This is a genomic window from Halonatronomonas betaini (assembly GCF_015666175.1).
Lineage (GTDB): Bacteria > Bacillota > Halanaerobiia > Halanaerobiales > Halarsenatibacteraceae > Halonatronomonas > Halonatronomonas betaini.
Genome location: NZ_JADPIE010000001.1, coordinates 364,347 through 390,284, shown reverse-complemented (window position 1 = coordinate 390,284; position 25,938 = coordinate 364,347). Strand labels below are relative to the sequence as shown.

The window sequence follows — 25,938 nt, the reverse complement described above, 5'->3', positions numbered from 1 at the left end:
ATAGTCAGATTGGCCCCTTTAAATATACCAACAGTTACCGGCTTTAACGGAGGTGGTTACTGGAGGGTATGGCGGGGGTATTTTATTTTTATTGACAATATGACAGAGGTGTCATATAATATAGTTAAGAAATTAAATAAAGGGCAAAAAATTTTTGAGTTAATATGACAGGGGTGTCATTTAGGAGGTGAATGGATTGCCGACTGATACTTTTTTTAATATAAATGAGGATAAAAGGGAACGGATAATCGAGGCTGGAATTGCTGAATTTTCGAGAAACTCCTTTGGCGATGCCAGTATTAGCAATATCATTGAAATGGCAGAAATCCCTAGGGGCAGTTTCTATCAGTATTTTGATGATCTTAAGGATTTTTATAAGTATATCATCAGTTTTATTGCCGAAAGAAAGATAGCCTTTTTTAATCGCTCCTTTAGCGAGATGGAATCCCTTGATACCTTTGAAATGATCAGGGAGTTATACCGGCTCGGGATCAAGTTTGCCTATGAAAATCCTAGAATTGCTGCCATTGGCAATTATTTTGCCAGTGAGAGTGATGATTTAAAGAATGAGATTTATGAGAATTTTGAGGATAGATCAAGGCAGTTTTTTATTAATATAATAGATGCTGGCAAGGCTAATGGCGATATTAATCAGGAGGTTGATAGTCAGACCGTTGCCCGAATTTTATATTTTATAAATATGAGTATTACAGATGAATTTTTGGATGGGGTGGATTTGAGTAATCTGGAAGCAGCAGACCTTGATAATTATTATGATTTCATTGAGAAGATGCTATTTATCTTAAAGCATGGGATTGCTGAATAAAGTCTATCTGCACCTAAAAAGGGGGGAAATTTATGTTTTCAATAAGTGATCTAAAGTATTGTTATCCTAAAAATCAGGAGGACACGATTAAGGGGATCGATTTTGAGATTAAGACCGGTGAGATTTTTGGTCTACTGGGGCCCAGCGGGGTTGGCAAGAGTACAACTCAGAAAATTTTAACGAGGCAGCTTGATGATTTTCGAGGTGAGATAAGATATCAGGGAAAATCGATTACTGATTACAGCAAAGATTTTTATCAGGATATCGGGGTTGGCTTTGAGATGCCAGTCCATTTTTCCAGACTGACTGCCGAGGAAAATTTAGATTTCTTTAAAAAGCTATATGATGTCAATGCCGATACTGATGCCATGCTTGAGCGTTTGGGTCTCTATCCAGATAGGAATAAGAAGGTCGGTGAATTCTCCAAGGGAATGAAGGTCCGTTTGAATTTTATCCGGGCCCTGTTGAATAAGCCGAGGATGCTCTTTTTAGATGAGCCTACCAATGGCCTTGACCCGAAGAATGCCAGGATAATTAAGGATATGATTGCTGAATTTAAAGCAGACGGCGGAACTGTTCTGCTGACAACTCATCTGATGAATGATGTCGAGGAGTTATGCGACCAGGTGGCCTTTATGGCCGATGGCAAGATTGTTGAAATAAATACTCCTAAAAACCTGAAGCTGGAATATGGCAGCCGTCAGCTCAAGGTTGAATACAGCGATAATGGCGAGGTTCAGGAGGCCAGCTTTAAGCTGGACGATTTAGGTGAGAACCAGGAGTTTCAGCAGATAATTAAGAATACTAAAATCCTGACTATGCACAGTCAGGAAATGACCCTGGATAATATCTTTATTAAGATTACAGGGAGGGATTAGCAATGACTGCCTTTTTAGTCTTATTTTTTGGAGAAATGCAGAGAATGCAGAAGTATCATATCCTGACAGCCAGTATCCTGGTCTCCTTTTTCTGGATCGGGATGCTCCATCTGGTCGAGGTCCCTGATATTACTGCTTTCTTTATGATCCTGGTCTTCTTTGATATTGTCTCGATGGCGATAGTGATGATCGGGGTTACCATCTTCTTTGAAAAGCAGGAAGGTGTGCTGAAATCTATCTTTGTCTCGCCGATTAACCGGCTGGAATTTATCAGTTCTAAAACTATTGCCAATCTGATCTCCAATATAATTACGATTGCTATTGTTTATCTCTACGCCAGAATTGTCCAGGATATCAATATCAATCTGGCAGGTCTCTTCTTTGCTATTATTCTGATTGGAACATTCCATTCATTGGTCGGTTTCCTGATAGTCTATCGATCAAATGACTTTACTGAGATGTTAATCGGGATGATGAAATATTTCATTGTATTTATGCTTCCAGTTGCCTTTGAGGAATTTGGGCTGATTACAGCTGAATTATATTCAAACCTCTTATTTCTGCTGCCGACCAAATCTTCGTCAATATTAATAACAGCAACGGCCGGGGGACTGGCTACTGGCGAAGTTGTTCTGGCCACTATTTATCTACTGGCTGGTTCACTGGTTCTGGCCTATTTTGTGAATAAAGGTTTCAGAAAGTTTGTTATAAGAGAGAGTGGTGTTTAAGATGATTAAAACATTCATTATCAGTGAATTGAAGAAATGGGCCAGGGAACCTCTGACCAGGTTTATCCTCTTCTATCCACTCTTATTCGGCCTGATCGGCAGGTTTCTTCTGCCCTATATTGAGGATCAGACCGGCTTTGTTATCGAGATGTATGCAGATGTAGTAATTGCTGTCTTTGCCCTGATGATGCCTATGATCTTTGGAGCTTTAATCGGTTTTTCTATTCTTGATGACCGGGATGACAATGTATTGATGACTGTAAAGGTAACCCCTCTTGGGCTGCAGAGATTCTTTGCCTTTAGATTGATAATGATCTTTATCTTTGCAATCCTGGCCTCGATCTTTGTTATTCTCTTTGCAGATATTGGTGGCCTTGAATTGTATGAGGTTATTGCTATATCAGTAGTTTCAGCCCTATCTGCTCCATTGACTGGCCTCTTTATTAATTCTTTTGCCAGCAATAAGATTGAGGGCTTTGCAATTATGAAAGGTTTTGGTGTTCTAATCTTTGTACCTCTGGTCTCTTTATTTGTCTTTGATTTTAAGGAACTATTTTTTGCCTTTGCTCCTGGCTTCTTTCCGGCCAAGGCTGTCAGTGCCTTAATCAGAGGCGATCAGTTTATGTATTTAAGCTTTAATAGCTATTACCTTTTAGGCTGGGTTTACGGGATAATCATGAATATTGTAGCTTACCGGTATTTTTCAAAGAAGTTGTAATTTCAAAGATTATTGATAAAATCACAGATCCAATTAAGAATACTTTACATGCTCCCTGTGAACCAGGGAGCATTTATTTATAAGCTATTTATCCATTTAGCCTTTATATGGCACTAACTCCTTTTTAAGCTTTCTGATCCCGCCTCGAGGATCTTCTATATCTCCATGATAACGGGGAATCAGATGGATATGGAGATGCATTATAGTCTGGCCGGCTGCCTCGTTTATATTAACTCCGATATTATAACCAGCTGGATTATAATTCGTATCAAGATGATCTCTGGCCTCTGTTAATAGTCTATTCAGGGCCATAATTTCAGCTTCAGTTGCCTGAAAATAACTGGCATAATGCCGTCTGGGAATTATCAGCATATGGCCTTCATTAACAGGGTATTTATCATAGATAGCAATGGCATATTCATTTTCCAGCTCTACTCTACTTTCCGACAGGTTACAGAATATACAGGAAATCTTAATCACCTCTAATTTTTATTCGTTCTATTTAAATAGTTTCTAACTTTAAGCTTAAATTCCTGCCTGTTAATTGATAAAATTATAATAAATATTGTTTAACTTTAGATTGAATCTAATCCGATGCTTAAACCAGATAATTAAATCTGGACTAGTTTCGTTTAGTGCAATACTTTTATTTATATAACTTTAATGTTATGATAAATTAAGAATCCAATCTATGGAGGGGTTATATGTTTAAATTTGGAGCTGTCCTGACAGGTGGACTGACTGCCATCATGGTAACATTAAATGGAATCCTGGCAGGTAATCTCGGGGATTTTATAGCTTTAATAATAATTCATATTGTCGGTCTGGTTACTGCCGGGGCGATTATTTTAATTAAAAAGAAGAAGTTTGTCTTTAAAAAAGATATTCCGTTTTATTATTTTACAGGAGGAGCAATTGGAGTTTTTCTCGTCCTATTTAATAATATAACCTTTAATGCTATTGGGGTTTCACTAACTCTGGCTTTAGGACTACTGGGCCAGTCGGTAGCTGCAATAATTATAGACAATTTTGGTTTAATAGGTATTAAGGCAACCCGCTTTGATAAAAGAAAAATCGTTGGTTTTGGAATAATCTTTGCCGGTATCGTCTTTATGATTATAGGGAGTTAGGTAATTATGTTATATATTTTTATGGCCTTTGTAGCAGGCTGGTTAATTGTCTTATCAATGATCTTTAATTCAAATCTGGCTAAAAGAATTGGGATCTTTCAGAGTACGCTGATAAATTATACAGTTGGCCTCTTTGTCTCTGGGCTACTTGCTATTATAATGAATAACCGAATAAATATAGGATTAATAGAATTTAATTCTATCCCCTGGTGGGTCTATCTAGGAGGTTTTGTCGGGGTAGCAATTGTCTCTGCCTCTAATTATATTATTCCTAAAATTCCTGTTATTTATACAACTCTCCTGGTTTATGTTGGCCAGCTCACCTTTGGTCTGACCCTGGATTACTGGTCCGGTCTACCTGTTTCCAGAAACCGGTTAATAGGTGGTGTACTAATTGTTCTTGGCCTCCTGTATAATTTCAGGATTGATCAGATTAATACCGGTGAGGCTGAATATGATAGCAGTATTTAGACATAAGAAAACCGGGGTGTTTTTATTCAAACCCCGGTTTAATCTGTTTATATTAAATTAATATTTGATCAATCATATTTTCCTCTATTTAGGGCGTCTCTCATGGCTGACATTATTTTTGAACTTCTAATTGTTGCACCTGAGAATCCGTCAACAGTCTCTTCAGTCTCTGTAACAATTTCACCAGGATGTCTTAAATCATCAATAGCAGAAACATCTTTACCATCAAGATATTCTAAAGCTTCTACATGCTGGTCTCTTAGCTCTCTAACAGACTGTAAATAAGCGGCTCCTAAGTAATCTACACCATCATAATATAAATATCTGAATGATGGATCACTTATAACATTATCCTCTAAGTAAAACTGAACTGCAACATTAAATTCTCCGCCATCATAGAATGAACCACGATATCTGCCATCTGTGTACTCGCCATAATCATGTTCGCCTTCATGACTGCCTGCCATAACATCTGCTGAAGAAATGAGTAAACCTAATGTGAGAACTGCTACTAAAGTGATTAATGATAACTTCTTCATAAAAATTCCCCCTTTAAAATTTTATTAATTCTTTATTCCACGTTATTATTTTAACATGATAAATTTAATTAGTCAAGTAATTATGACAAATTTGATAAAATTACTTGAATCTAATTTGTCACGTAATATTTTTTATGTTAATATTATTAAACAGGTGTTCGTTAATCATTATTAGATAAACCGGAGGAAATCAAAGTGAAAACCAGGTCTAATAATTCAGGAGATATGAATGGTATGGTTGATAAGTCAACTCCCTTTGCAAATTACCAGTCTGAAAAAGGCAGTTTTTATTTTACTTGCAGAAGCCATCATCAATACTATAATAAACTTGTTAAGGAGACAGGGACTGCGGCCAATGACTGGGAAAGATTTACCCTCTTTTATTTACTTGCTTCTATTAAGAGATTTAGAGAAACTCCAGATAAATTTCTCTTTTTAAAAGAGGTCAGGCCGAACCCCCAGGCCTTTAAAGAAAACCTTAACTGGGACGAACAGGTTCTAGTTCAACTGGCCTTTTATCTATATACTGGAAGAGATATTTTTAAGATAAGTTTATTAGATCTCTTTACTAATCTTGACGAAGAAAATACTCTTATTGCTATAAATGCAATTAAACTTAGATTTAATATTACTTTTGAATTATTTAAAAAATGAAGTATAATTACCTATTTTAATCTTATTAAAAAAATATAATTACCTCTTATAAGCGTTTAGATGTCATTAATTTGCTCTTATTTCCATCTAATGTATATACACTCTAATGTATATACACTTGTCAAGCCTTAATATTTATGCTATAATAGTTTTTGTAGTTTTCTCCACATGCCTCACCTGTGCCCTCAGGTGAGGCAATTTTTATTTTCTGAGATTATTATTATATAATAGATAGAGAAATACTGTTTAAAGGGGTATGTGCTTATGAAAAAGCAGATAATTATTATTGGAGCCGGTCCGGCAGGTCTTTTTACTGCTATTCAGGGAGCAGGTAAAAATAATAAGGTAATTATTTTAGAGAAAAATTCTGAGCCTGGCAAAAAATTATTGATGTCTGGCTCTGGTCAGTGTAATCTCACCCACAGCGGTGAGATTGAAGAGCTATTAAATCATTATGGAGATGCCGAAAGGTTTTTATTGGGCCCTCTTTATAGTTTTAGCAATAATGACTTATTGAATTTCTTTAGAGAAAGAGGTATTGAATTTATCACTACTGGAGACGGCAAAATATTTCCCTCTTCATTTCAAGCCAGGGATATTTTAGATACCCTGCTTAAAGAAGCCAGTAAGCAGGGAGTTGAAATTAAATATAATACTCCAGTTAAAGATATTGGATTTATCAAAGAAGATAATATTTTTTTAGTTAAGTCTTCTGAAAATACCTATCAGGCTGACATAGTTGTGCTGGCAACTGGTGGCAATTCATACCAGACAACAGGCTCTACTGGTGATGGCTATAAGCTGGCCGCAAAGTTTGGCCACAGAATAATTGAACCAAAACCAGCTCTAGTCTCAGTAAATATAAGTAATTATCAGTTTAGAGAACTTGCTGGTATTTCTCTAGACGATGTTATGATATCACTCTGGCGCAATGGTAACCTGATTAAAAGGTGGCAGGGAGACCTTTTATTTACCCATAAAGGACTTTCTGGACCTGGCATCTTGAATTACTCCAGGTATATTGAAGCCGGTGATATAATAAAATTAAGACTGGTAGATATTAAGAATGAAGCCAAGCTGGACAAAAAGTTAATTGATTTAATTGATAAAAGGGGACAGCGGTTATTTAAGAATCTGATTAAGGAGCTTGGCCTGCCTGAAAGATTGGGATTAAAGCTGATGAAACTGACTGAAATCCCTGAAAGTAAGCAGTCTGCTCAAATAAGCAGGGCTGAAAGAATGAAGATTGGAGATCTCCTTTATGGACTGCCTTTAAAAGTTAAAGAACGGGGCAGTTTTATGGAAGCAATGGTAACAGCCGGAGGAATTAGCCTTGCTGAGATCAATCCTGGGACAATGGAATCTGAGTTGAGACCTGGCCTTTTTGCTGTCGGCGAACTCCTTGATGTTGATGGTGATACCGGTGGTTATAATCTTCAGTTTGCCTTTTCAAGTGGCTACCTTGCCGGCAAGGAAATTAATCAGAGAACAAATTAAAGACCCTGCTGATATTAAAATCAGAGGGCCATTTTATTATTATAAATTGGAACTACTCTTCCCGCCATCAATTGGAATAGCTGCACCATTTATATAATTTGAAAGTGGTGATGAGAGAAAAGCAACAAGATCGCCTAATCTATCAGGCTCTCCTATTCTTTCAACTGGGATGCCATCACTCCAGGATTCAAGCCCTTGCTGATATGATTCAAACCGGCCCTGTTCAACTCCGGCATTGATTAAATCCTGCATTCTTAAAGTTTCATGGGGGCCAGGCAGAACAGCATTAGCTCTAATCTCCGGGCCAAATTCCTTTGAAACTGTCTTCATAAGTCCGATAACAGCCATTCTGACAGAGTTTGAGAGGACCAGGCCTTCAATGGCCTCTTTGGTGCTCATGGATGTAATATTTACAATTGTTCCTCCCTGACCTTCCTTTAAATATTTGCTGGCTGCTCTAATAATTCTGACTACACTCATTACAAGTAGATCATAACTCTGATACCAGTCCTCGTCTGTTGTGTCAAGGAACCGGGCAGATGGAGGTCCCCCTGCTGAAGTTACCAGATGATCGAGCTGGCCAAATTCTTTATACGTCTTTTCAACTAGATTTTCTATATCTGCTTTTTTAGTAATATCGCCCTGAATTCCAATAATATTGCCTGTTCCTAGCTCCTTTAATTCCTCTACTGTCTTAGCTAGCTTATCCTGGTTGCGACCATTGACAGCAACATTAAGATTTTCCCTGGCAAAGGCTCTGGCCACTGATCTGCCAAGTCCACTGCTTGAAGCTGTAATAAGAGCTGAATTACCACCAATTTTAAGATCCATAATATATTCCTCCCTAAATTTATCTCTGATAGACTTTCTCACCACGATAATAGGTTGCCTCTATCTCTGTCTGTCCAATAGATTCTGGAGCTATCTTTAAAATATCTCTATCTAAGATCAAGAAATCTGCATAATAGCCTGGTTCCAATTTGCCAGCCTTTTTAAGTCCTGTTATTCTGGCTGGGACTTCAGTATAAAGTTTTATAGACTCTCTGACTGATAATGACTGGTCCTGCCCGGTATTGGTTCCATCATAGGCCTTTCTGGTGACTGCTGACTCTATCCCATAAAAAGGATTAGCTGGATCAGCCCAGGCTGTTGCCGGAGCATCTGAAGAAAAAGCAAGTTCATGGCCCTGATTTAAAATATCTCTATAGGGATAGGATTTTAAAGTTCTCTCCTTGCCAAAATTATTTAGATAGCTCTCTATTTCTGCATATACAAAAATCGGCTGACTGTTAAAGGCCACATCGATTTCTTTAGCTTTTTTAAGGGCTTCAGCTGATGGCAGGGTTATATGCTCTATCCGCAAAGATGGTATCTCATCAAGCCAGCCAGGTTCTGGATAAAAATGATCAGTTACTAAATCGATTGTTTTATCGCCCATGGCATGAACAATTAACTGAAGCTGATTCTTTCTGGCAAAGTCTGCAGCTGCTGCAAGTTCTGCCTGATTTGTAGTCGCAATCCCAGTCTCTCTGCTATCTCCTAGATAAGGCTTGCTCAACCAGGCTGTTCTCCCTGCTATACTGCCATCGCCTATAATTTTAATTCCGCCAATGCTTAACTGACTGGCTGGATCAGCTGCAGACTGTGGCAGTTCAGGATAATTAACCAGGTCTCTCCATTTGTAATATAAAATTACCTGCTGTTTTAACCCTTTTTTAATAGCTTCCTGATAAATATCATAATAATCAACTGGATATTTCCTGGCCAGGCTATCAGTTATTGTGGTTATCCCTTTGGAAAAAAGAACCTGACTAAATTCAGCCAGCAGACTGGCATCCTCCTCTATAGATCTTGCCGGTAGCCTGTCAAAGAGAAAATCTTTGCCTATCTCTTTAAAAACACCGGTCAATCTGCCTTTTTCATCTTTTTCTATAATTCCACCGACTGGTTCTGGTGTAGTTTCATCTATTTCTAAAAGCTCTAATGCTTTTGAATTGGCCACAGCAATATGGGTGCAGTTTCTGGTGATTACAACTGGATGGTCTTTAGTAGCCTGGTCCAGGTCATTTCTGGTTGGATTCCTGCCCTCTGCCAGCTTACTTTCATCATATCCCCAGCCTTCTATCCACTGACCAGACTCTAGATCCTTTGCTATACTTTTAATCTCCTGCTGTAGCTCTGCAATTGAATTTATTAATGGTGGAGTGCAGGCTATCTTCTTTGAATCTCTGGCCAGATAGAGCCCATGCATGTGACTATCAATAAAGGCCGGGATAACCCTCTTCCCCTTAAGATCAATATTTATAGCCTTTTTAGCCACTGGAGGCAGGGGCTCTGATTTATCTCCTAACCATTTTATTATTTTATCTTTTACAAGCATTTTATCTATTTCTTTTTTCTGACTGGAACCTGTAAAAAATTTGCCATTATAGAATAATTTAATGTTTTCTGTTGCCATTTAGTCTTCACCTCTACTCAGTTAATATAAATTTTATAGTCTTTAAGTACATTATAGCAGTAAATCAGGCAACAAAAAAACCTGACCAGGAAAATAAGCCTGATCAGATGGTTCAATTTATTAATTTATTCTTCTTCACTTCTAAACAATCTATCCAGTATAATTGCTATTATAACAACTCCAAGACCGGCCTCAAATCCAAGGCCAACATCTACTGTTGTTAGTGAGCGGAGAACTGGTTCTCCAAGCCCTCCTGCACCGATCATTGCAGCAATAACAACCATCGATAGAGATAGCATTATGCACTGATTTATTCCCATCATTATTGATGGAAGAGCTCCTGGCAGTTCTACTTTTAGCAACATCTGGAGTGGGCTGCTGCCAAAAGCCCGTCCTGCCTCTTTTAATTCATCTGGTACCTGCTTGATACCAAGGTAGGTTAAGCGGATCGGCGGAGCTATGGCAAAAACAACTGTTGCCACAACACCTGGAACATTTCCTAATCCAAAGAACATCAGAGCAGGTATTAGATAAACAAAGGGCGGTATTGTCTGCATAAAATCTAAAATTGGCCTGGTAATAAAGTGAACAACTTTATTATGAGCCTTTAAAATCCCTACCGGTATTCCAATTGATAATGCAACTAATACTGAGGTTAGAATTGAGGCCAGGGTGATAATCAACTCAGACCAGAGTCCGAGATTGGCTACCAGCCCAAGACCTAAAACTACAAAGGCGGCCAGCTCTTTTCCTCTCAGTTTCAGTGCTATCAATGCCAGTATAATAATAAAGACCGCCGGGGGGAGGACGGCTAATGCGCCCTCAAAATTCTCAATGAGAAATGCGATAAAATCAGAAAATGCATTGAGAGGCCCACTAAAATTGGCGACTAGATAATCGACAAAATTGGAGACCCAATCCCCCAGAGGTATTCTTGTGCTTAATAGTTCTGTCATTGATTTAGTTATAGACTTCCTGAATTACTTCAGTTGCTGGCTGGCCATCAGCAGATTCTACTCCATCTAAAAATTCAAGAACTAAGTCCATATTATTTCCAATCCATTCCTGTGCTACATCTTCTGGATCTCTATCTTCATGACCATATTCATATATCCATTCGTTTTGTATATCCTGATCGATTACAAACTGTTCCAAGAAGCGATAGACTTCTGGCTGTTCGTCACCATAACCAGATCTTACGACTGTCAATACTTTATCGTCTTCGCCCCAGATATTTTCTGGATCATCTAAATATTTAATATCATAGGCAAGATTCATCCAGTGTGGCTCCCAGCCATTAAAGGCAATCCATTCTTCCTGGCTGGTAGCTCTTTCAACCTCAGCTAACATACCAGCAGTACTGGATTCCATCATTGTCCAATCGTCAAGATCATAGATACCATCGTCAATAGCATCCTGAATGATAATGTTTCCATCATTGCCTGGTTCTAAACCATAGATTGTATGATCAAACTTATCAGCATGTTCATTAAGGTCTGCCATTGAAGTTACTCCAGCTTCATAGACATACTCAGGTACGGCTGTTGCATATAATACCTGTTCGAGATTGGTAACTACTTCTTCAACAACACCATCTTCATAATACTCTCGATAATTTACTTCCATTGTTGGTAACCAGGTTCCCAAGAAGGCATCGACATCACCGGTTCTCATACCCTGAAAGAGTACCTGCTGCATATAGCTACTTGATTCAGTCTCATAACCTATATCTTCAAGTATCTGACTGGCAACAGCTGTTTTAACTGTGACCCCTGGCCATTCAACATATCCAAAGTTTACTGTATCATCAGCTGAAGCTTCAACTGGTGTAAATGCCATACTGACTCCTGTGAGCAGTAGAGCAAAAATTAAACTGAAAATAATTCCTTTTTTAAGCATAATTTTATTACCTCCATTTTTATATTATATTTTTTAGCTGGCTGAATTCTCCTGGGCAGCCAGATTGGCAATCACATTAGTCTTAACAATATTTCCCTTAAGTTTTCCTTCTGCGTCAAGTACTGGTAAAGGTGTCTCAATATCAGTCATTTTTGTAAATAGCTCATCTAAAGTATCACAGGGAGAAGCTTTTGGAATATCTAATAGATAGGGTTTAATATCTTTTTCATCATTATCCAGCATCTCCTTTACACCATCTATTGAAAGGACACCGATATATTTGTTTTCTCTATTAACTACCATTATTGATGTGAGGTTTTCTTCATTCATTTTATGAAGAGCTGTTCTCGGTCCCTGACCTTCATAGAGCAATGCTAGAGGTTTACCCATTATATCCTCAGCTGTTAAGACCCGTGAGCGATTAACATCCTGAACAAATTCAGCAACATAATCATTGGCTGCATCTGTCAGTATCTCTTCCTGATTTCCTAACTGAACAATTTCACCATCTTTCATAATGGCTATCTTATCACCGAGCTTTAGAGCCTCATCAAGGTCATGGGTAATAAAGATAATTGTCTTTGCGATATTTTGATGGAGATCAAGAAGTTGATCCTGCATATCCTTTTTAATTAATGGATCCAGGGCACTGAATGGTTCATCCATCAACATAATATCTGTATCTACAGCCAGCGCTCTGGCCAGGCCAACTCTCTGCTGCATACCACCGGAAAGTTGATCTGGTTTCTGTTCTTCATAGCCCTCCAGTCCAACTTTTTTCAGGGCTTCCCTGGCTTTTTTACGCCGGGTTTCTTTATCAACCTTCTGAATTTCTAACCCAAAGGCTGCATTATCAATGACTGTCCGGTTAGGAAATAGTCCGAAATTTTGAAAGACCATTCCGAATTTTTCTTTGCGTTGTTCCCTCAATTCTTCATTGTTTAGTTCCATAATATTTATACCATCAACTTCTATCTTGCCTTCAGTTGGTTCAATCAGTCGATTTATACAGCGGAGCAGTGTCGACTTACCGCTTCCGGATAGCCCCATAATCACAAATATTTCATTCTCTTCAACTGAAAAGTCAACAGAGTTGACTCCGACAGTATTGCCGGTCTTTTCAAGTATCTCATCTTTTGAATAGCCTTCTTCCAGTAAAGGAAGGGCTTTTTTTGGTTTCTTACCGAAAATCTTTGTAAGATTTTCTACTTCAATTTTTGCCACTGTTTAGATGCTCCTTTCTTTCTACTAACTTAATATCCTCCATGGATGAAAATATTAGATTGCACAAAAATAAGGTTTAGAGATTGTGCCAGATATTCAGGACAAAATCTAAACCTTTTGCTAAAAATTTTATGTGGCTTTTGACGACCATTAAAACTATAACAAACCTAGACCGGTTTGTCAAAGGATTTTTCTCGATAATTTTTGAACTTGTTAAGAATTATGATTGAAAGGATGATTAAAAGGCCTCCAAAAAACTGGGTAAAGGTTAATCTCTCAGCAAAGAAAAGGGCTGAAAACAATACAGTTACAAAGGGTTCCACTGAGCTAACTATTGAAGCTCTTGATGGTCCAATTAGGCTGATACCTAAATAAAACCCGGCAACAGCAACAATAGTTGAAAAAATCGCCAGCCCTGCTCCTGAAAGTAAAATCTCTGTTGAAATTTGGTTTAAATGAAGATTCCCTCTAAAACTTCCGGTTATAAGAAAGAAAAAAGCAGCAGAGACTGAAACTACTGTTGAACCTGAAAGCCAATTCACTCTTTTTAAAACCCGATTACTTGCGAGAATATAGATTGCATAAACACAGGCAGCTAAAAGAATTGAGCCGACTCCTAATAGATTAACACTTGTAAAGACTGGTCCTAGAATCATGGTAATGCCAGTGATTGCAACCACTAAAGATATGAAATTTTCTCGATATAGAGGCTCTTCCTGGCCAAAAAAAGCCAGAATTGTGACGATTGCTGGATAACTATAGAGTAAAAATCCTGACAATGATGCAGGAATTAGAGAGATTCCGAAGAAATATAAACTTGACATCAATCCATAACCTGCTGCACCTAAAAGTATTAATTTCACTGTATCTTCTTTGCTTATATTATATGTAATATTACTTAATTTTAAAATCAAGAGAAAGATTAAACTGGCCAGTGCAAATCGGAGAAATAGCAGTGTTGTTACATTGCTTCCGTAACTATAAGCAAACTGGGCTATCACTGGCATCGCTCCAAAACCAGTAGCTGAAAGTGCTGTAACTAAGATTCCTTTTTTATCTTTTGATAAAATCATATTTTGGCCTCCTGAACAAAAATAATCTTGATTACCTTTATATTAACTAAATTTAGCTTTAAATGCAAGAAAGGCTGTGATTATTTTATGTTAAGAAAAATCGAAATTGTTCTGCCTGTGGATGAGACTGATAAGTTAAATGAAATTCTAGAAAATTATGAAGTTCTGGATAGATATAAAATTTCTTTACTTGAAGACCAGGCCCTTTATTTAATAACCCTTAATGTTGAAAATAGTGGACCTTTATTAGATGAATTAGAAAAGAAGCTAGCTTTTGCTGAAGGTTTTAGATTAAATATGCTTGAGGTTGAAGCTACTATTCCAGCTGCAAAACAAAAAGAAGAAAATGATGAAGAAGATGAAATTGAAACAATTACAGACGTTGATTCCGAAAAGGAGCAAAAAGAAGAAAAAAATAATACAACTAAAGGCTTAAGTCGTCAGGAATTATATGCTGATCTCTCTGATTCCATAAATTTAAATAGTAATTATATATTAATGTGTATTCTCTCGGCAGTTGTAGCCTCTAGCGGAGTTATGCTGGACAATGTTGCTGTTATAGTTGGTGCCATGGTGATTGCACCTTTGTTGGGTCCAAATGTCGGCATGGCTCTAGCCTCGACCTTAGGAGATATAGAATTAGGTAAAAAAGCTATAAAAGCCTCTTTATATGGCGCTGGAGCTGCTATAATAGTTGCTATAATTGCTGGATTAATTTTAAACCCTGATAGCTGGCCCCATGAAGTTTTAAGCAGAACCAGTGTCGGCTGGGGCGATATCACCCTGGCTCTCGCTTCAGGTAGCGCAGGAACCCTGGCCTTTACAACCGGAACCTCTGGTGCTGTTATTGGAGTCATGATCGCTGTGGCCTTAATGCCTCCACTGGTGGTTGTTGGTATATTATTTGGAGCAGGTGAATTTTTACTGGCTGGAGGTGCCTTATTACTTTTTATCTCAAATATAATCTGTATAAATTTAGCCGGAGTTTTAACCTTTATCTATCAGGGTGTCAGGCCCTTAAACTGGTGGGAAGAAAAAAAGGCTGCGACTTCAAGGAAGTACAGCCTTATTCTCTGGATAGTTTTATTAACTTTATTAATTATCGGAATTCAGTTTATTCAATAGTAGACTGGAATTTATTCTGATAGTCTAATTTTGATTTTTCAATAACCTGCCTGGCATGCTCTCTGCCATAAGTTGTAAGAATCCTGCAGACAGGATCTTCAGTATCTGGAGCCTTTTTGTAACTTAAAAAGTAATGCTGAATCCGCTGGAGAATGCCCCAGGGGAGTTCTGAAATATCATCAATCTCACTATAAACTGAATCGTCTTCTAAAACACTTATAATCTTATCGTCGGCCTCTCCTCTATCCAGAAGGGCCAGGCCGCCAATAGGTTTAGCCGTCATCATGATATCTCCATGTGGGACTATTTTTTCTGTAAGGACCAGGATATCCAGAGGATCATCATCACCGATAATTTTCTGGTCTGGTGAGATCTGTCTATTTTCCTTTGCTTCCTTTTCCATTAATTTTGCCGTCTCCTGGCCACAATAAGTCTGAGGTATCATACCATAGGGAGCAGGCGCATAACTGGAAAACCTCTGGGGCCGATCAACTTTTAATATTCCACTGGATTTGTCAAGCTCATATTTGATCCCATCCTCCGGGACCAGCTCAATATAAACCTGAACTATATCCGGGGCTTTTGGACCAATAGTTACCCCATGCCAGGGATGGGCTCTAAATTTATTAATTTTCTGCAAAAAAATCACCTCTTTTTAAATATTTCTCTTGACAATAATAAAGATTATTGTTATAATTTTTTTATACTTTAGTATTTTAAATGTTTAAACTAAGACAGTCCAGTTATTCTTTTCTCCTCCAGGCTGATAGATGGAGTTCTATCAGTTTGTGCCTCTGGCGATATCCTGCCCAAGCCAGAGGCATTTTTATTTTCTTAAGTATTTCAATTGATAGAGCCTTCCAGTTTTAGGAGGGTCTTTTTTAATTTAAGTCCCCCATTATATCCGCCTAATCCACTGGAACCAATAACTCTATGGCAGGGTATAATAATAGGCAGCCTATTATTTTTCAAAGCCTGACCTGTTGCCTGCCAGGCCCGGGGCGAACCTGCTCTTTTTGCCAGTTCCTTATATGAAACTGTCTGACCATAAGGAATTTTAGCTGTCTCATCTAATATTGCCTGCTGAAAATCTGTCCCTGCTAGTTGATAATCTATTTGAAATTCTCTTCTATCAGCTTTAAGATACTCTATTAATTGGTTTTTAAGCTTTTCAACTTCTGCAGGATATATGCCGGAAAAGATTTTTAATGATATAGCTTCGCCTTCTTCTAAATCCTTTCCTGAAAACTCAGAGATAAAATTTATTTCGATTATATGATTTTTATTACTAATAATTTTCAAATGGCCGATCTGGGGCAGGGTTAAATAATGGCTATTCATTATCTTTATCTTTCCTGCTTTCCCCGGTAAACTCACCGTGGCCATTAATTATATCGGGATCATCATAGCTTTTTCTTCCATTTCCATTATTGCTATTACCTGAATAGTTGCTGTAATGAAATTGAAAAGAAGCTGAATCTTTATTCTTATCGATATAATTTTTGAAATATTTCTGGGCCAGTTTAGCAATAATCGGCCTGCTAAAGGGCAGAATAAATGAAAAACCTAAAACATCAGTAATTAAACCGGGAGTTAAAAGCATTCCACCACCAACTAATATCAGGATACCCTGAATCATATTATCTGTTGGTATCTGGCCCTGATTTAAATTATTTTTTATTCTATTAACAACAAGAAATCCCTGCATTTTAGCTATGCTAACACCAAGGACTCCTGTACCTGCCACCAGAAATAAAGTAGGGATAAGGCCAATTATGCCCCCTACATGGATTAGCAGTAATAACTCAAGCATTGGAACTACTGTAAATAGCAGTAATAATCTTACAAACATCAATCCACCTCCTGAATCTCGACTCTTAAATCACGATGACTTAATTATAACAGATATAACCTGACTTATCATATTTATTATTATTTATCATATATTTTTCATATTAATCTGTTTTTGAAAATAAGGCCTGACTGGCTCTAGCCAGTTCATGATTTAAGATTGTATTTTCACCCTGCTGTTCACGGCAAAGCAGACAATAATCAGGGGCCAGTTGATCCCAGTTATCTATCTCTTTACCTGACCCGGCTTTCATATCCCTTACGATATTTCCGTCAACAAGTTCAAGTATTCTATCTGTTCGACCTGCAATATGGCGATCATGGGTAACAATGATGAAAACTGTTCCAAATTCTTCATTTATTTTTCTAAGAAGGTCAAAGACCTGTTCAGTTGATTCTGTATCAAGATTACCGGTTGGTTCATCCGCCAGAAGAATCGGAGGATTATTCATCAGAGAACGGGCTATAGCAACTCTCTGCTTCTGGCCACCAGACAGCTGAGTCGATAAATTATCTTTATATTTTATGAGTCCAACAGTTTCTAATAAATATTCAGCCCTTTCAATCTGTTCTTTTCTGGCGGAACCATTTCTGATCCAGTACGGCATAAATACATTTTCTATAGCAGTGAATTCTGGTAAAAGATGATGAAATTGAAAGACAAATCCAAGATTATCATTTCTAAAAGCGGCCAGATCATCATCATTTAATTCAGTTATAATTTTACCGGCCATTTCAATTTTACCCTCACTGGGCCGGTCCAGAGCTCCTAATAAATTTAAAAGAGTACTCTTGCCTGATCCAGATGGACCAATAATAGATATAAATTCTTCAGCCTGAACCTGAAAATTCAAACCATGAAGAACCTCTGTCTTAACAACATCTCCATAGGTTTTATAAATTTTTTCGCCTCTAATTACAGTCTTACTATCCATTCTGAATCACCTCAATTGGATTAAGCTTCGCAGAATTTCTGGCAGGGATTAATGCAGCCAGCATACCAGCAAATGTTGCTATTAAAAATGAAATTCCGATAAAGATTGGATCTACTTCAATTGGAAATAATGGATCTCCTGCTGGAGTTCTAACCAGATTGACAAATAGCTGACTTAAGCCAATTCCTGTTAAAATTCCCAGGACTGCTCCAATTGCTCCCAGGAGAAAACCCTGAATTAAAAAGATCCGACCTACTCTTTTACGGTTGGTCCCCATTGCCTTTAAAATTCCAATCTGCCTGGATTTTTGAACAACTGAAACTGCCAAAACACTTGATATACCCAATGTAACAGCAACTATTACAAAGAATTGAATTACCAGGCTGGAGCTACTCTGACTCTGCAGAGCAGTTAAAAGATCTTCATTTGATTGTTGCCAGCTCTCAACTGAAGTTGCTGGCCATGATTCCTTCAATCTTTCTGCAATATCATTTGATGCAAATACATCTGCTATCTGAAGTTCAATCGTTGAAATGTCACTTCCCTGATTTAATAATGTTGCCGACCTGGGCAATGATAAAAATACCCAGCTCTCATTTAAATCCTGATTTCCAAGATTAAAAATACCGCTAACCCGAAATCTATCCTGGACTCCATCGCCAGTTCTTAACTGAACTGTATCTCCTGCTCTTAAATTCAATTCTTCTGCCAATTCCCTGCCTAGCAAAACATTATTACCACCTAATAAAGCCTCACCCTCAACAAGTCTGGGGCTAATCCTATAAATTTCATCGGCTCGATCCAGGTCAATCCCCCTAAAAACAATCGGTTGATTTTTCTGTCCTCTAATGGCAAAGCCTGAACCAGTAATAGTTGGTGAGATAGCTGTAATTTCTTCATCGCCTTCAATAGAATTGACTATATTCTGCCAGTTTGACAAACCTCTATCTCTAACTGTAAAGGTTACAGTTCTGCCCAGGTCGTTATCTGAAACTCTAATAGCCCTGGGTAATGCATCTTCAGCCATCATCATAACATGGGGAGAACTTCCAATCGTCTGATTAATAAGGTCCTGCTGAAGCCCTCCAATTAATGAACCTAAAAATACCTGGACTGCAACTCCAATTACAATTCCTGCAAGAATCAATAATGTCTGTAACTTGCCTGTATATAAAAATCTAACTGCAACTTTCCATTCAAACCACATAATTATTCACCATCCAGAACAAACTCAATTGATGCAGCCATATATGGAAATAGATCAGGCTTATCTCCTTCAATTCTGAGATAGATTTCCAGGGTACCTCTATCTGGATCAACTAAAGGATCTATTCTATCTATAACAACATCAAAGGGCTGATCTGGATAGGCCTCTACAACTGCACTGCCTTCCAGGCCTGGGCTAAGTTGTGAGAGTTCCCGTTCATCTGGCTCAATTAAAACCTGAAATTCAGGCTTGATTATTGTAAAGACTGACTGCCCTGCTGAAATATACTCGCCTTCTGAAAATTCTTTAGTTATAATCTGGTAACCATCTGGCCCTGATATCTTATGATTTTCCAATCTTAGTTCGGCAAGCTCATAATCAAGCTCAGCCTGGCGAACCGCTTTCTCTGCAGATTCAACTGATAGTTCAGCAATAGCTAAAGATTTTTCTGCTTCATCAAAATTTAACCTGGCCTCCTGCCTTCGCTGTTCTCTATCATCTTCTGATTCTTCAAGTCTGGCCTCACTTAACTCCACTGCCAGTTCAGCAAGTTCAAACTGGAAACGGCCCTGATCAAATGAAGCCTCTTCTAGAGCGTCTCTAGCATAGAGGTTTTCAAGACGGGCAAATTCTACTCTTTCACTTTCTAATTCTAATCTTGACTGTTCTAATTCCAGCTCAGGGATCCTTAATGTCTGAGCTTCAGCATCCTGGAGTTGTATTCTTGCCAATTCCAGTCCAATCCTGGCCTGATGAAGCCTCTCTCTTTCCTGCTCCAATCTTAATTCAGTATCACCAAGATTTTCTTCTGCCAGCTCCAGTTCTTTTCTGGCAGACTGACTGGTTATACTAAACAAGGGTTCATCAGCTATCTTATCTCCTATCTGGTAATTAATTTCTTCAATCTTACCGGATATCTCAGCTGAAATTTCTTTTTCTTCTACTGGCTGAATTAGACCGGTAGCCCTCAAAATTTCAGTTTCTGCAGATACTTCTAACTGCAATAAACCAGTAAATGTTAAAATCATAGTTAAAATTATACCTGAGAATATTAATTTTCTTTTCATATAGTTTTCTCCTATCTGTAAAGAACCTTTAATTATTTATAAAAGCGGCTATATCTTCATTGACCTCCATGGTAATCCTGTGGTCAAGTTCTGGATATATCTTCACTTCGACCTGAAAACCGGCCTCCTGATAGGCATCTACAGCCTGATTAAACCTTTCTACAGGATCTTCTGGTAACCTTTCCTGGAGCTCTTCCTGTTCAGATTCAGTAAAATATGGTTCCTGGTCAAGAAGACTGAAATCATCTTCCTCCCCCTGGAAAAAGAAGACCGAAATATCATTATTATATTCAGAATCCCGGGGTTCTGCAGGCCAGCCACCTGGCGAACCGATTACAGCTTTATTTACCAGCTCTGGATATTGATTTAGCCAGTAGGAAGCATAGTGACCGCTTTCACCAAAGCCAAATAGATCTGCTTTGTCAGCAATTTCATAATTAATTTCCTCTAATTCATTTCTGGCATCATGAAAAAGCTCAGCCAGAATTTCAGCTTTAGCAGGATCCTGATAATCATCCAGTGAAAAGACTGGAACTAAAAGAGGTGAGGCTATTTCATCTGCGATAACCTGCATCGTCCTGATCTGTCTGCTGGCCTCATCTTCCAGGTCCTCCTGCTCTTCTTCCTGACCAAAGAAAGGATGAATCAGGATTGGATTTTCTGTTTCATGATCGGTACTTTCAGGTAAATACAGGTAATATGACCCTGAGTCAGTCTGGAAAAATTGAACTGCAGGGTCCCTAAAGGCTGACTGATAGGCTGTATAACCTGCTACTGCTATTACAATTATCATTATTAGCATCGCATATTTTTTTAATCCTTTAATATCTTCTGTTAAATCGTCTTTGATTTCCATAATATAAGCACTCCTGATTTCTTTTATTCTTGATCTATAATCATTATTAACTGGCGATTTTGGACTTCTTCGCCTTCGCTGACCAGAATCGAGTTGACCTGACCAGTTACTGGAGCCACGATTTCAGTCTCCATCTTCATGGCCTCCATGATAAATAACTGCTGACCAGATTTAACTCTGTCACCAACATCAACATTTATTTTAGTTAATGTGCCTGGCATGCCCGCTCCAATCTCCTCTGTCTTATCTGGATCAGCATGTCTAATTTCAGCCACAGACTCTTCTATTTTGCTGCTCTGATCCTTAACTTCTATCTCTCTCCGCTGACCATTAACCTCAAAGGTGAGATATCTTTTGCTACCTTCACCCTCCCGGAGAGAGATGTATTTAATGAGAATTGTCCGGCCTTCTTCAACTTCGATTTCAGCTATCTCACCTTCTCTAAGACCGTGGAAGAATAGATCGCTGCTTAGCTTACTGAGATCGCCATACTGCTGCTTAGATTTTATATAATTATCAAAAACCTTTGGATATAAAGCCTTACTGAGCAGCTCCTCTGTCTCTGGTTTCCGGTTGAGTTTCTCTTCAAGTTCTTTTTCCAGGTTATCAAAATCTACTGGATCAAGTTTTAAACCTGGCCTGACTGTCAGTGGTTTTTCATCTTTAAGAACCAGTTTCTGAAGTTCTGGTGGAAAACCACCTTCAGGCTGACCCATTAGACCTTTAAAATAGGCAACAACTGAATCTGGAAAGCTCATATTTTCTGCCTTTTCCAAGATATTATCTGGAGTCAGATCGTTCTGAACCATAAAGATAGCTAGATCACCGACTGCCTTGGATGTTGGAGTAACCTTGATAATATCGCCTAACATAAAGTTAACCTGCCTGTACATCTCTTTAATTTCCTTAAAGCGATGGCTTAAACCCAGGCTCTCTATCTGAGGCTTTAAGTTGGAATACTGGCCTCCAGGGATCTCATAACGGTAGATCTCAGCTGCCCCTGATTTTAGATCTGACTCAAACTCATGATAGATCGGTCTAATCGACTGCCAGTAATCTGAAATTGACTGATACCTCTTATAATCAAGGCCAGGATCCCGGTCGGTATTATCCAGGGCTGCAATCATTGAATTAAGGGCTGGCTGGGAAGTCATGCTGGCCATGCTGTTACTTGCCAGATCAACGATATCAACTCCTGCCTCTGCCGCCTGGAGCAGACTGGACAGACCATTACCTGAAGTATCATGGGTATGGAGATGAATTGGCAGGTCAACCTCAGCTTTTAATGCTGAGATTAAAGTTTTAGCTGCGTATGGCTTTAAGAGACCGGCCATATCTTTAATGCAGAGGATATCTGCCCCCATCTCTTCAACTTCTCTGGCTTTTCTTGTATAGTAATCAAGATCATATTTTGACCTATCAGGATCAAGGATATCTCCGGTATAACAGATTGAAACTTCAGCCAGAGCCCCGGCCTTTTTAACCTCTGATAGAGTCAGTTCAAGATTGGGCCACCAGTTAAGGGCATCAAAGATTCTAAAGAGGTCGATACCTGATGCTGCTGCCTCATGTACAAATTTTTTGATTAAATTATCTGGATAATTCTTATAACCGACGGCATTTGCTCCTCTAATTAACATCTGAAAAAGTATATTCGGGATTCTCTCCCTTAATTTCCTCAGCCGTTCCCAGGGAGACTCCTTTAGGAATCGATAGGAGACATCAAAGGTTGCCCCGCCCCACATCTCCAGTGAGAAGAGTTCATGGCCATATTCAGCCAGATAGTCTGCTATCTTGAGCATATCATAGGTCCTCATTCTGGTTGCCAGTAGAGATTGATGGGCATCTCTTAAGGTTGTATCAGTAATCAACAATTTATCGCTTTCTTTAATTTCCTGGCAGAACTCTTTACTGCCTAACTCTTTAAACCTATCCCGGCTGCCTGGCTTAATCTCACCCTTTAATTCTGGCAGACGGCTGGTATCAAATTCAGGCTTTTCACCTCTAGTCTTATTAACTATGATATCACCCAGATAATCAAGGAAGCCAATCTCCTGGTCGATCTCAACTTCACCGGTTATTAATTGAAGCTTTTGATCTAAAAATCCAGTATCTGCTCTGCCTTCTCTAAATTCCTGGTCATTGAGTAAGTTGATCAGAAAGTCCCGATTGGTCTTAACTCCCTGTATCTTCATCTCCTCAAGGGAACGGATAGTTTTATTAATGGCTCCCTTGAAAGTTCTATCTGAACCGATAACTTTAACTATCAAACTATCGAAATAAGGGGTGATTTCAGCTCCGGTATAGCCATTACCGCCATCGAGCCTGATCCCATTTCCAGAACCGGTTCTATACAGGCTAATCCGGCCTGTATCAGGTCTAAAGTCGTTCCTGGGGTCTTCGGTTGTCACCCTGGCCTGAACGGCAAATCCATTAGTTTTAACCGATTCCTGGGATGGGATATTTAGTTCAGGATCTGGAAGATTATAGCCCTGGGCTATCAGAATCTGGGCCTGGACTATATCTATCCCTGTAATCATTTCAGTAACGGTATGCTCGACCTGGATTCTAGGATTAACTTCGATAAAATAATGGTTTCCATCTTTACCGACTAAAAATTCAACGGTACCGGCGCTAAGATAACCGCCATTCTCAATTAATTTAACTGCATCAGCTCGAATATTCTGCCTTGTCTCTTCAGCCAGGGCAAAGGCCGGGCCATATTCAATAATTTTCTGATACCTGCGTTGAATAGAACAGTCTCTTTCAAATAGATGGACTGTTTTACCTGTATTATCTGTTAATACCTGAACTTCAATATGGCGAGGACTTTCTAGATATTTCTCTATAAAAAGTTCACCGCTGGAAAAGGCTCTATCAGCCTCTTTACTGGCTGAAGCCAGGGCTTCATCCAGCTGATCAAAGTCTTTAACCAGTCGCATTCCACGGCCTCCACCACCGGCTGCCGCTTTAATGATTAAAGGAAAGCCGATCTCATCAGCAATATTTTTAATCTCTTCCCTGTTTTTAACTGAACCAGTCGAGCCTGGTATAATCGGGATATTATTTTCCCTGGCCAGGTTTTTACATTTAATTTTATCACCATAACGATCCAGCATCGTTGATATTGGTCCGATAAAGATCAAACCCTTTTCTTCGCACTGGGCTGCAAAATCAGCATTTTCTGATAAAAAACCATAGCCTGGATGAATAGCATCAACATTTTTATTTAAAGCCAGATTGATAATCTCATCCTGAGCCAGGTATGATTTTAAAGGAGTTTTACCCTGCCCTATCTGGTAAGCTTCATCTGCCTTTGTCTTAAATAAAGATTTCTTATCTGCGTCATGATAAATAGCAACTGTCCTGATCCCTAACTCCTTGCATGCTCTGATCACCCTGATGGCGATCTCTCCTCTGTTTGCTACTAATACTTTTTTGATTCTCTGCTTCTCCATACTCTCTACTCCTTTCAAATACTAGACTTTTAATAATATCTTAACTTTTTTCTTAAGAAAAATCTATAGAAAATTGCTCCAAAAATAAAACCACCAATATGGGCCCACCAGGCTACACCACCTGCGTTGCCTAAAGCCAGACCAATTGTCCCGTAATAGAGTTGGGTTAAAAACCAGATACCTATAAAAAAGATAGCCGGAATCGAAATAATATATGGAAAGAAAAAGATCGGGATTACTGAGACTACCCTGGCCAGTGGAAATAAAAAGACATAAGCTGCCATAATACCGGCAACTGCCCCTGATGCTCCTATCGTTGGGATAGTTGAGCCTGAATTAAAGAGTAGATGGATAAAATTAGCTACTATCCCACTTAATATATAAAAGCCTAAAAAAGAAAAACGCCCCATTCTATCTTCTACATTATCACCAAAAAGAGCTAAAATCCACATGTTACCAACCAGATGACCGATTCCTCCATGGAGAAAAGTTGATGTTAGAATTGTATAGCTGTTGCTAATTGTATTTTCAATAAAAAAACCAGGTATTAAACCAAATTCAAAAATAAAAACTCTTAATTCAAATGGGGTCATGGTTGACTGCCAGATATAAACCAAAATATTTGCTGCTATAATTGCACCGGTTATAATTGGTTTTCTTCTTCTTGGAACATTATCCCTTAAAGGTAACATTTGATTTCCTCCTAGACTGGATTTATCCTGAATAATATTATATTCTATATTTAGAAGACCGGAGGTGATTAATAATGGAAATAGATCTTAATAAAATTGCTTCTGAATTAAAAACTGCTCTTAATGACTTTCTAACTAAAGTGAGTCTCAATAAAGGTGATATTGTTATTATAGGCTGTTCTACAAGTGAAATCAAGGGTGATGCTATTGGAACTGCTTCAAGTACTGAAATTGCTGAAAGGCTCTACCCAATAATTAAAGAGGAGCTTGATAAAGCAGGCCTTTTTGCTGCCTTTCAGGGCTGTGAGCATATCAACCGGGCTCTAACTATTGAGCAGGAATGTCAGGACAGATATGATTTTAAAAAGGTTACTGTTATTCCCCACGAAACTGCCGGTGGTGCAATGGCTGCAACTGCTTATAGAGATATGGACAATCCAGTTGTTGTTGAGGAAATCACTGCTGATGCCGGTATCGATATTGGTGATACCTTAATTGGAATGCATCTTAAACAGGTTGCTGTTCCTCTAAGGTTGTCTGTTAATCAAATAGGATCTGCCCACCTGACAGCTGCCAGAACCAGGCCAAAATTAATCGGTGGTCCAAGAGCCCATTACCCTGAAAAATAGCTTACTTTATTAATTCTTGATAA

At 38.5% G+C, this 25,938-nt stretch carries 27 protein-coding genes; 10 read left to right on the top strand and 17 right to left on the bottom strand.

The features are described 5' to 3' along the window. The first annotated feature begins 196 nt into the window (after positions 1-196). The 4 genes from I0Q91_RS01995 to I0Q91_RS01980 are packed head-to-tail and all read left to right on the top strand — an operon-like array spanning position 197 to position 3,150. Positions 197-826, top strand: coding sequence for a TetR/AcrR family transcriptional regulator (locus I0Q91_RS01995; RefSeq protein WP_270452516.1), 630 nt, complete (start codon positions 197-199; stop codon positions 824-826). Between the two features lie 32 nt (positions 827-858). Further along, positions 859-1,704 carry an ABC transporter ATP-binding protein gene (locus tag I0Q91_RS01990; protein ID WP_270452514.1) on the top strand — a complete coding sequence of 282 codons (846 nt, stop codon included), beginning with the start codon at positions 859-861 and terminating at the stop codon, positions 1,702-1,704. Between the two features lie 2 nt (positions 1,705-1,706). After that, a complete protein-coding gene (locus tag I0Q91_RS01985) occupies positions 1,707-2,432 on the top strand; it encodes an ABC transporter permease (RefSeq protein WP_270452513.1) in 726 nt (241 codons plus the stop codon). A 1-nt stretch (position 2,433) separates the two neighbouring features. Beyond that, positions 2,434-3,150, top strand: a complete 717-nt coding sequence (locus I0Q91_RS01980; RefSeq protein ID WP_270452512.1) for an ABC transporter permease — start codon at positions 2,434-2,436, stop codon at positions 3,148-3,150. 96 nt (positions 3,151-3,246) lie between these two features. On the opposite strand, the gene I0Q91_RS01975 is transcribed toward I0Q91_RS01980, so the two are convergent. Continuing rightward, the gene (locus tag I0Q91_RS01975) at positions 3,247-3,621 is read right to left on the bottom strand and encodes an HIT family protein (RefSeq protein WP_345790930.1); all 375 of its coding nucleotides are present in this window, start codon (positions 3,619-3,621) and stop codon (positions 3,247-3,249) included. Between the two features lie 233 nt (positions 3,622-3,854). Between I0Q91_RS01975 and I0Q91_RS01970 the strand changes: the two genes are divergently transcribed. Then, positions 3,855-4,280, top strand: coding sequence for a DMT family transporter (locus I0Q91_RS01970; RefSeq protein WP_270452510.1), 426 nt, complete (start codon positions 3,855-3,857; stop codon positions 4,278-4,280). 6 nt (positions 4,281-4,286) lie between these two features. Then, on the top strand, positions 4,287-4,751 hold the full coding sequence (locus I0Q91_RS01965) for a DMT family transporter (protein ID WP_270452508.1): 465 nt from the start codon (positions 4,287-4,289) through the stop codon (positions 4,749-4,751). A 68-nt stretch (positions 4,752-4,819) separates the two neighbouring features. On the opposite strand, the gene I0Q91_RS01960 is transcribed toward I0Q91_RS01965, so the two are convergent. Further along, positions 4,820-5,290 (bottom strand): FMN-binding protein, encoded by a 471-nt coding sequence (locus I0Q91_RS01960; RefSeq protein WP_270452507.1) that lies wholly within the window; start codon positions 5,288-5,290, stop codon positions 4,820-4,822. Between the two features lie 195 nt (positions 5,291-5,485). Between I0Q91_RS01960 and I0Q91_RS01955 the strand changes: the two genes are divergently transcribed. Both I0Q91_RS01955 and I0Q91_RS01950 read left to right on the top strand, forming a co-directional pair. After that, positions 5,486-5,944 (top strand): hypothetical protein, encoded by a 459-nt coding sequence (locus I0Q91_RS01955; protein ID WP_270452505.1) that lies wholly within the window; start codon positions 5,486-5,488, stop codon positions 5,942-5,944. A gap of 264 nt (positions 5,945-6,208) precedes the next feature. Next, positions 6,209-7,441: a BaiN/RdsA family NAD(P)/FAD-dependent oxidoreductase gene (locus I0Q91_RS01950; protein WP_270452503.1), complete on the top strand. Its 1,233-nt coding sequence runs from the start codon at positions 6,209-6,211 to the stop codon at positions 7,439-7,441. 39 nt (positions 7,442-7,480) lie between these two features. On the opposite strand, the gene I0Q91_RS01945 is transcribed toward I0Q91_RS01950, so the two are convergent. The 6 genes from I0Q91_RS01945 to I0Q91_RS01920 all read right to left on the bottom strand — a co-directional run bounded on the left by I0Q91_RS01945 (position 7,481) and on the right by I0Q91_RS01920 (position 14,095). After that, entirely contained in the window at positions 7,481-8,272 is a 792-nt protein-coding gene (locus I0Q91_RS01945; protein ID WP_270452502.1) for an SDR family oxidoreductase, read from the bottom strand. A 19-nt stretch (positions 8,273-8,291) separates the two neighbouring features. Next, complete coding sequence (locus tag I0Q91_RS01940; protein WP_270452501.1) at positions 8,292-9,899, bottom strand: amidohydrolase; 1,608 nt, start codon at positions 9,897-9,899, stop codon at positions 8,292-8,294. A gap of 125 nt (positions 9,900-10,024) precedes the next feature. Next, a complete protein-coding gene (locus I0Q91_RS01935; RefSeq protein WP_270452500.1) occupies positions 10,025-10,855 on the bottom strand; it encodes an ABC transporter permease in 831 nt (276 codons plus the stop codon). Positions 10,856-10,859: 4 nt separating this feature from the next. After that, positions 10,860-11,798 carry an ABC transporter substrate-binding protein gene (locus tag I0Q91_RS01930; RefSeq protein ID WP_270452498.1) on the bottom strand — a complete coding sequence of 313 codons (939 nt, stop codon included), beginning with the start codon at positions 11,796-11,798 and terminating at the stop codon, positions 10,860-10,862. Between the two features lie 33 nt (positions 11,799-11,831). Then, entirely contained in the window at positions 11,832-13,022 is a 1,191-nt protein-coding gene (locus I0Q91_RS01925; protein WP_270452497.1) for a glycine betaine/L-proline ABC transporter ATP-binding protein, read from the bottom strand. 167 nt (positions 13,023-13,189) lie between these two features. After that, entirely contained in the window at positions 13,190-14,095 is a 906-nt protein-coding gene (locus I0Q91_RS01920; protein ID WP_270452496.1) for a DMT family transporter, read from the bottom strand. Between the two features lie 87 nt (positions 14,096-14,182). Here I0Q91_RS01920 and I0Q91_RS01915 point away from each other — a divergent pair, with 87 nt between their 5' ends. Next, positions 14,183-15,220: a TIGR00341 family protein gene (locus I0Q91_RS01915; RefSeq protein WP_270452495.1), complete on the top strand. Its 1,038-nt coding sequence runs from the start codon at positions 14,183-14,185 to the stop codon at positions 15,218-15,220. On the opposite strand, the gene I0Q91_RS01910 is transcribed toward I0Q91_RS01915, so the two are convergent. From I0Q91_RS01910 to I0Q91_RS01870, 9 genes are all read right to left on the bottom strand, one after another. Further along, positions 15,210-15,860: an inorganic pyrophosphatase gene (locus I0Q91_RS01910; RefSeq protein ID WP_270452494.1), complete on the bottom strand. Its 651-nt coding sequence runs from the start codon at positions 15,858-15,860 to the stop codon at positions 15,210-15,212. The two genes, I0Q91_RS01915 and I0Q91_RS01910, sit on opposite strands and share 11 nt — an antisense overlap. Before the next feature lie 203 nt (positions 15,861-16,063). After that, complete coding sequence (locus I0Q91_RS01905) at positions 16,064-16,561, bottom strand: methylated-DNA--[protein]-cysteine S-methyltransferase (RefSeq protein WP_270452493.1); 498 nt, start codon at positions 16,559-16,561, stop codon at positions 16,064-16,066. Next, positions 16,554-17,072: an FxsA family protein gene (locus tag I0Q91_RS01900; RefSeq protein WP_270452492.1), complete on the bottom strand. Its 519-nt coding sequence runs from the start codon at positions 17,070-17,072 to the stop codon at positions 16,554-16,556. The genes I0Q91_RS01905 and I0Q91_RS01900 overlap by 8 nt, the downstream gene beginning before the upstream one ends. Before the next feature lie 103 nt (positions 17,073-17,175). Next, the gene (locus tag I0Q91_RS01895; protein WP_270452491.1) at positions 17,176-18,006 is read right to left on the bottom strand and encodes an ABC transporter ATP-binding protein; all 831 of its coding nucleotides are present in this window, start codon (positions 18,004-18,006) and stop codon (positions 17,176-17,178) included. Next, positions 17,999-19,213: an ABC transporter permease gene (locus tag I0Q91_RS01890; protein ID WP_270452489.1), complete on the bottom strand. Its 1,215-nt coding sequence runs from the start codon at positions 19,211-19,213 to the stop codon at positions 17,999-18,001. Before I0Q91_RS01890 ends, I0Q91_RS01895 begins: the two co-directional genes overlap by 8 nt. A gap of 2 nt (positions 19,214-19,215) precedes the next feature. Then, positions 19,216-20,280 carry an efflux RND transporter periplasmic adaptor subunit gene (locus I0Q91_RS01885; RefSeq protein WP_270452488.1) on the bottom strand — a complete coding sequence of 355 codons (1,065 nt, stop codon included), beginning with the start codon at positions 20,278-20,280 and terminating at the stop codon, positions 19,216-19,218. A 28-nt stretch (positions 20,281-20,308) separates the two neighbouring features. After that, on the bottom strand, positions 20,309-21,136 hold the full coding sequence (locus tag I0Q91_RS01880; protein ID WP_270452487.1) for an alpha/beta hydrolase: 828 nt from the start codon (positions 21,134-21,136) through the stop codon (positions 20,309-20,311). A 23-nt stretch (positions 21,137-21,159) separates the two neighbouring features. Further along, positions 21,160-24,594, bottom strand: coding sequence for a pyruvate carboxylase (locus I0Q91_RS01875; protein WP_270452486.1), 3,435 nt, complete (start codon positions 24,592-24,594; stop codon positions 21,160-21,162). A gap of 29 nt (positions 24,595-24,623) precedes the next feature. Further along, positions 24,624-25,286: a rhomboid family intramembrane serine protease gene (locus I0Q91_RS01870; RefSeq protein WP_270452485.1), complete on the bottom strand. Its 663-nt coding sequence runs from the start codon at positions 25,284-25,286 to the stop codon at positions 24,624-24,626. 74 nt (positions 25,287-25,360) lie between these two features. Here I0Q91_RS01870 and I0Q91_RS01865 point away from each other — a divergent pair, with 74 nt between their 5' ends. Then, entirely contained in the window at positions 25,361-25,915 is a 555-nt protein-coding gene (locus I0Q91_RS01865) for a TIGR01440 family protein (protein WP_270452484.1), read from the top strand. Positions 25,916-25,938 lie beyond the last annotated feature (23 nt).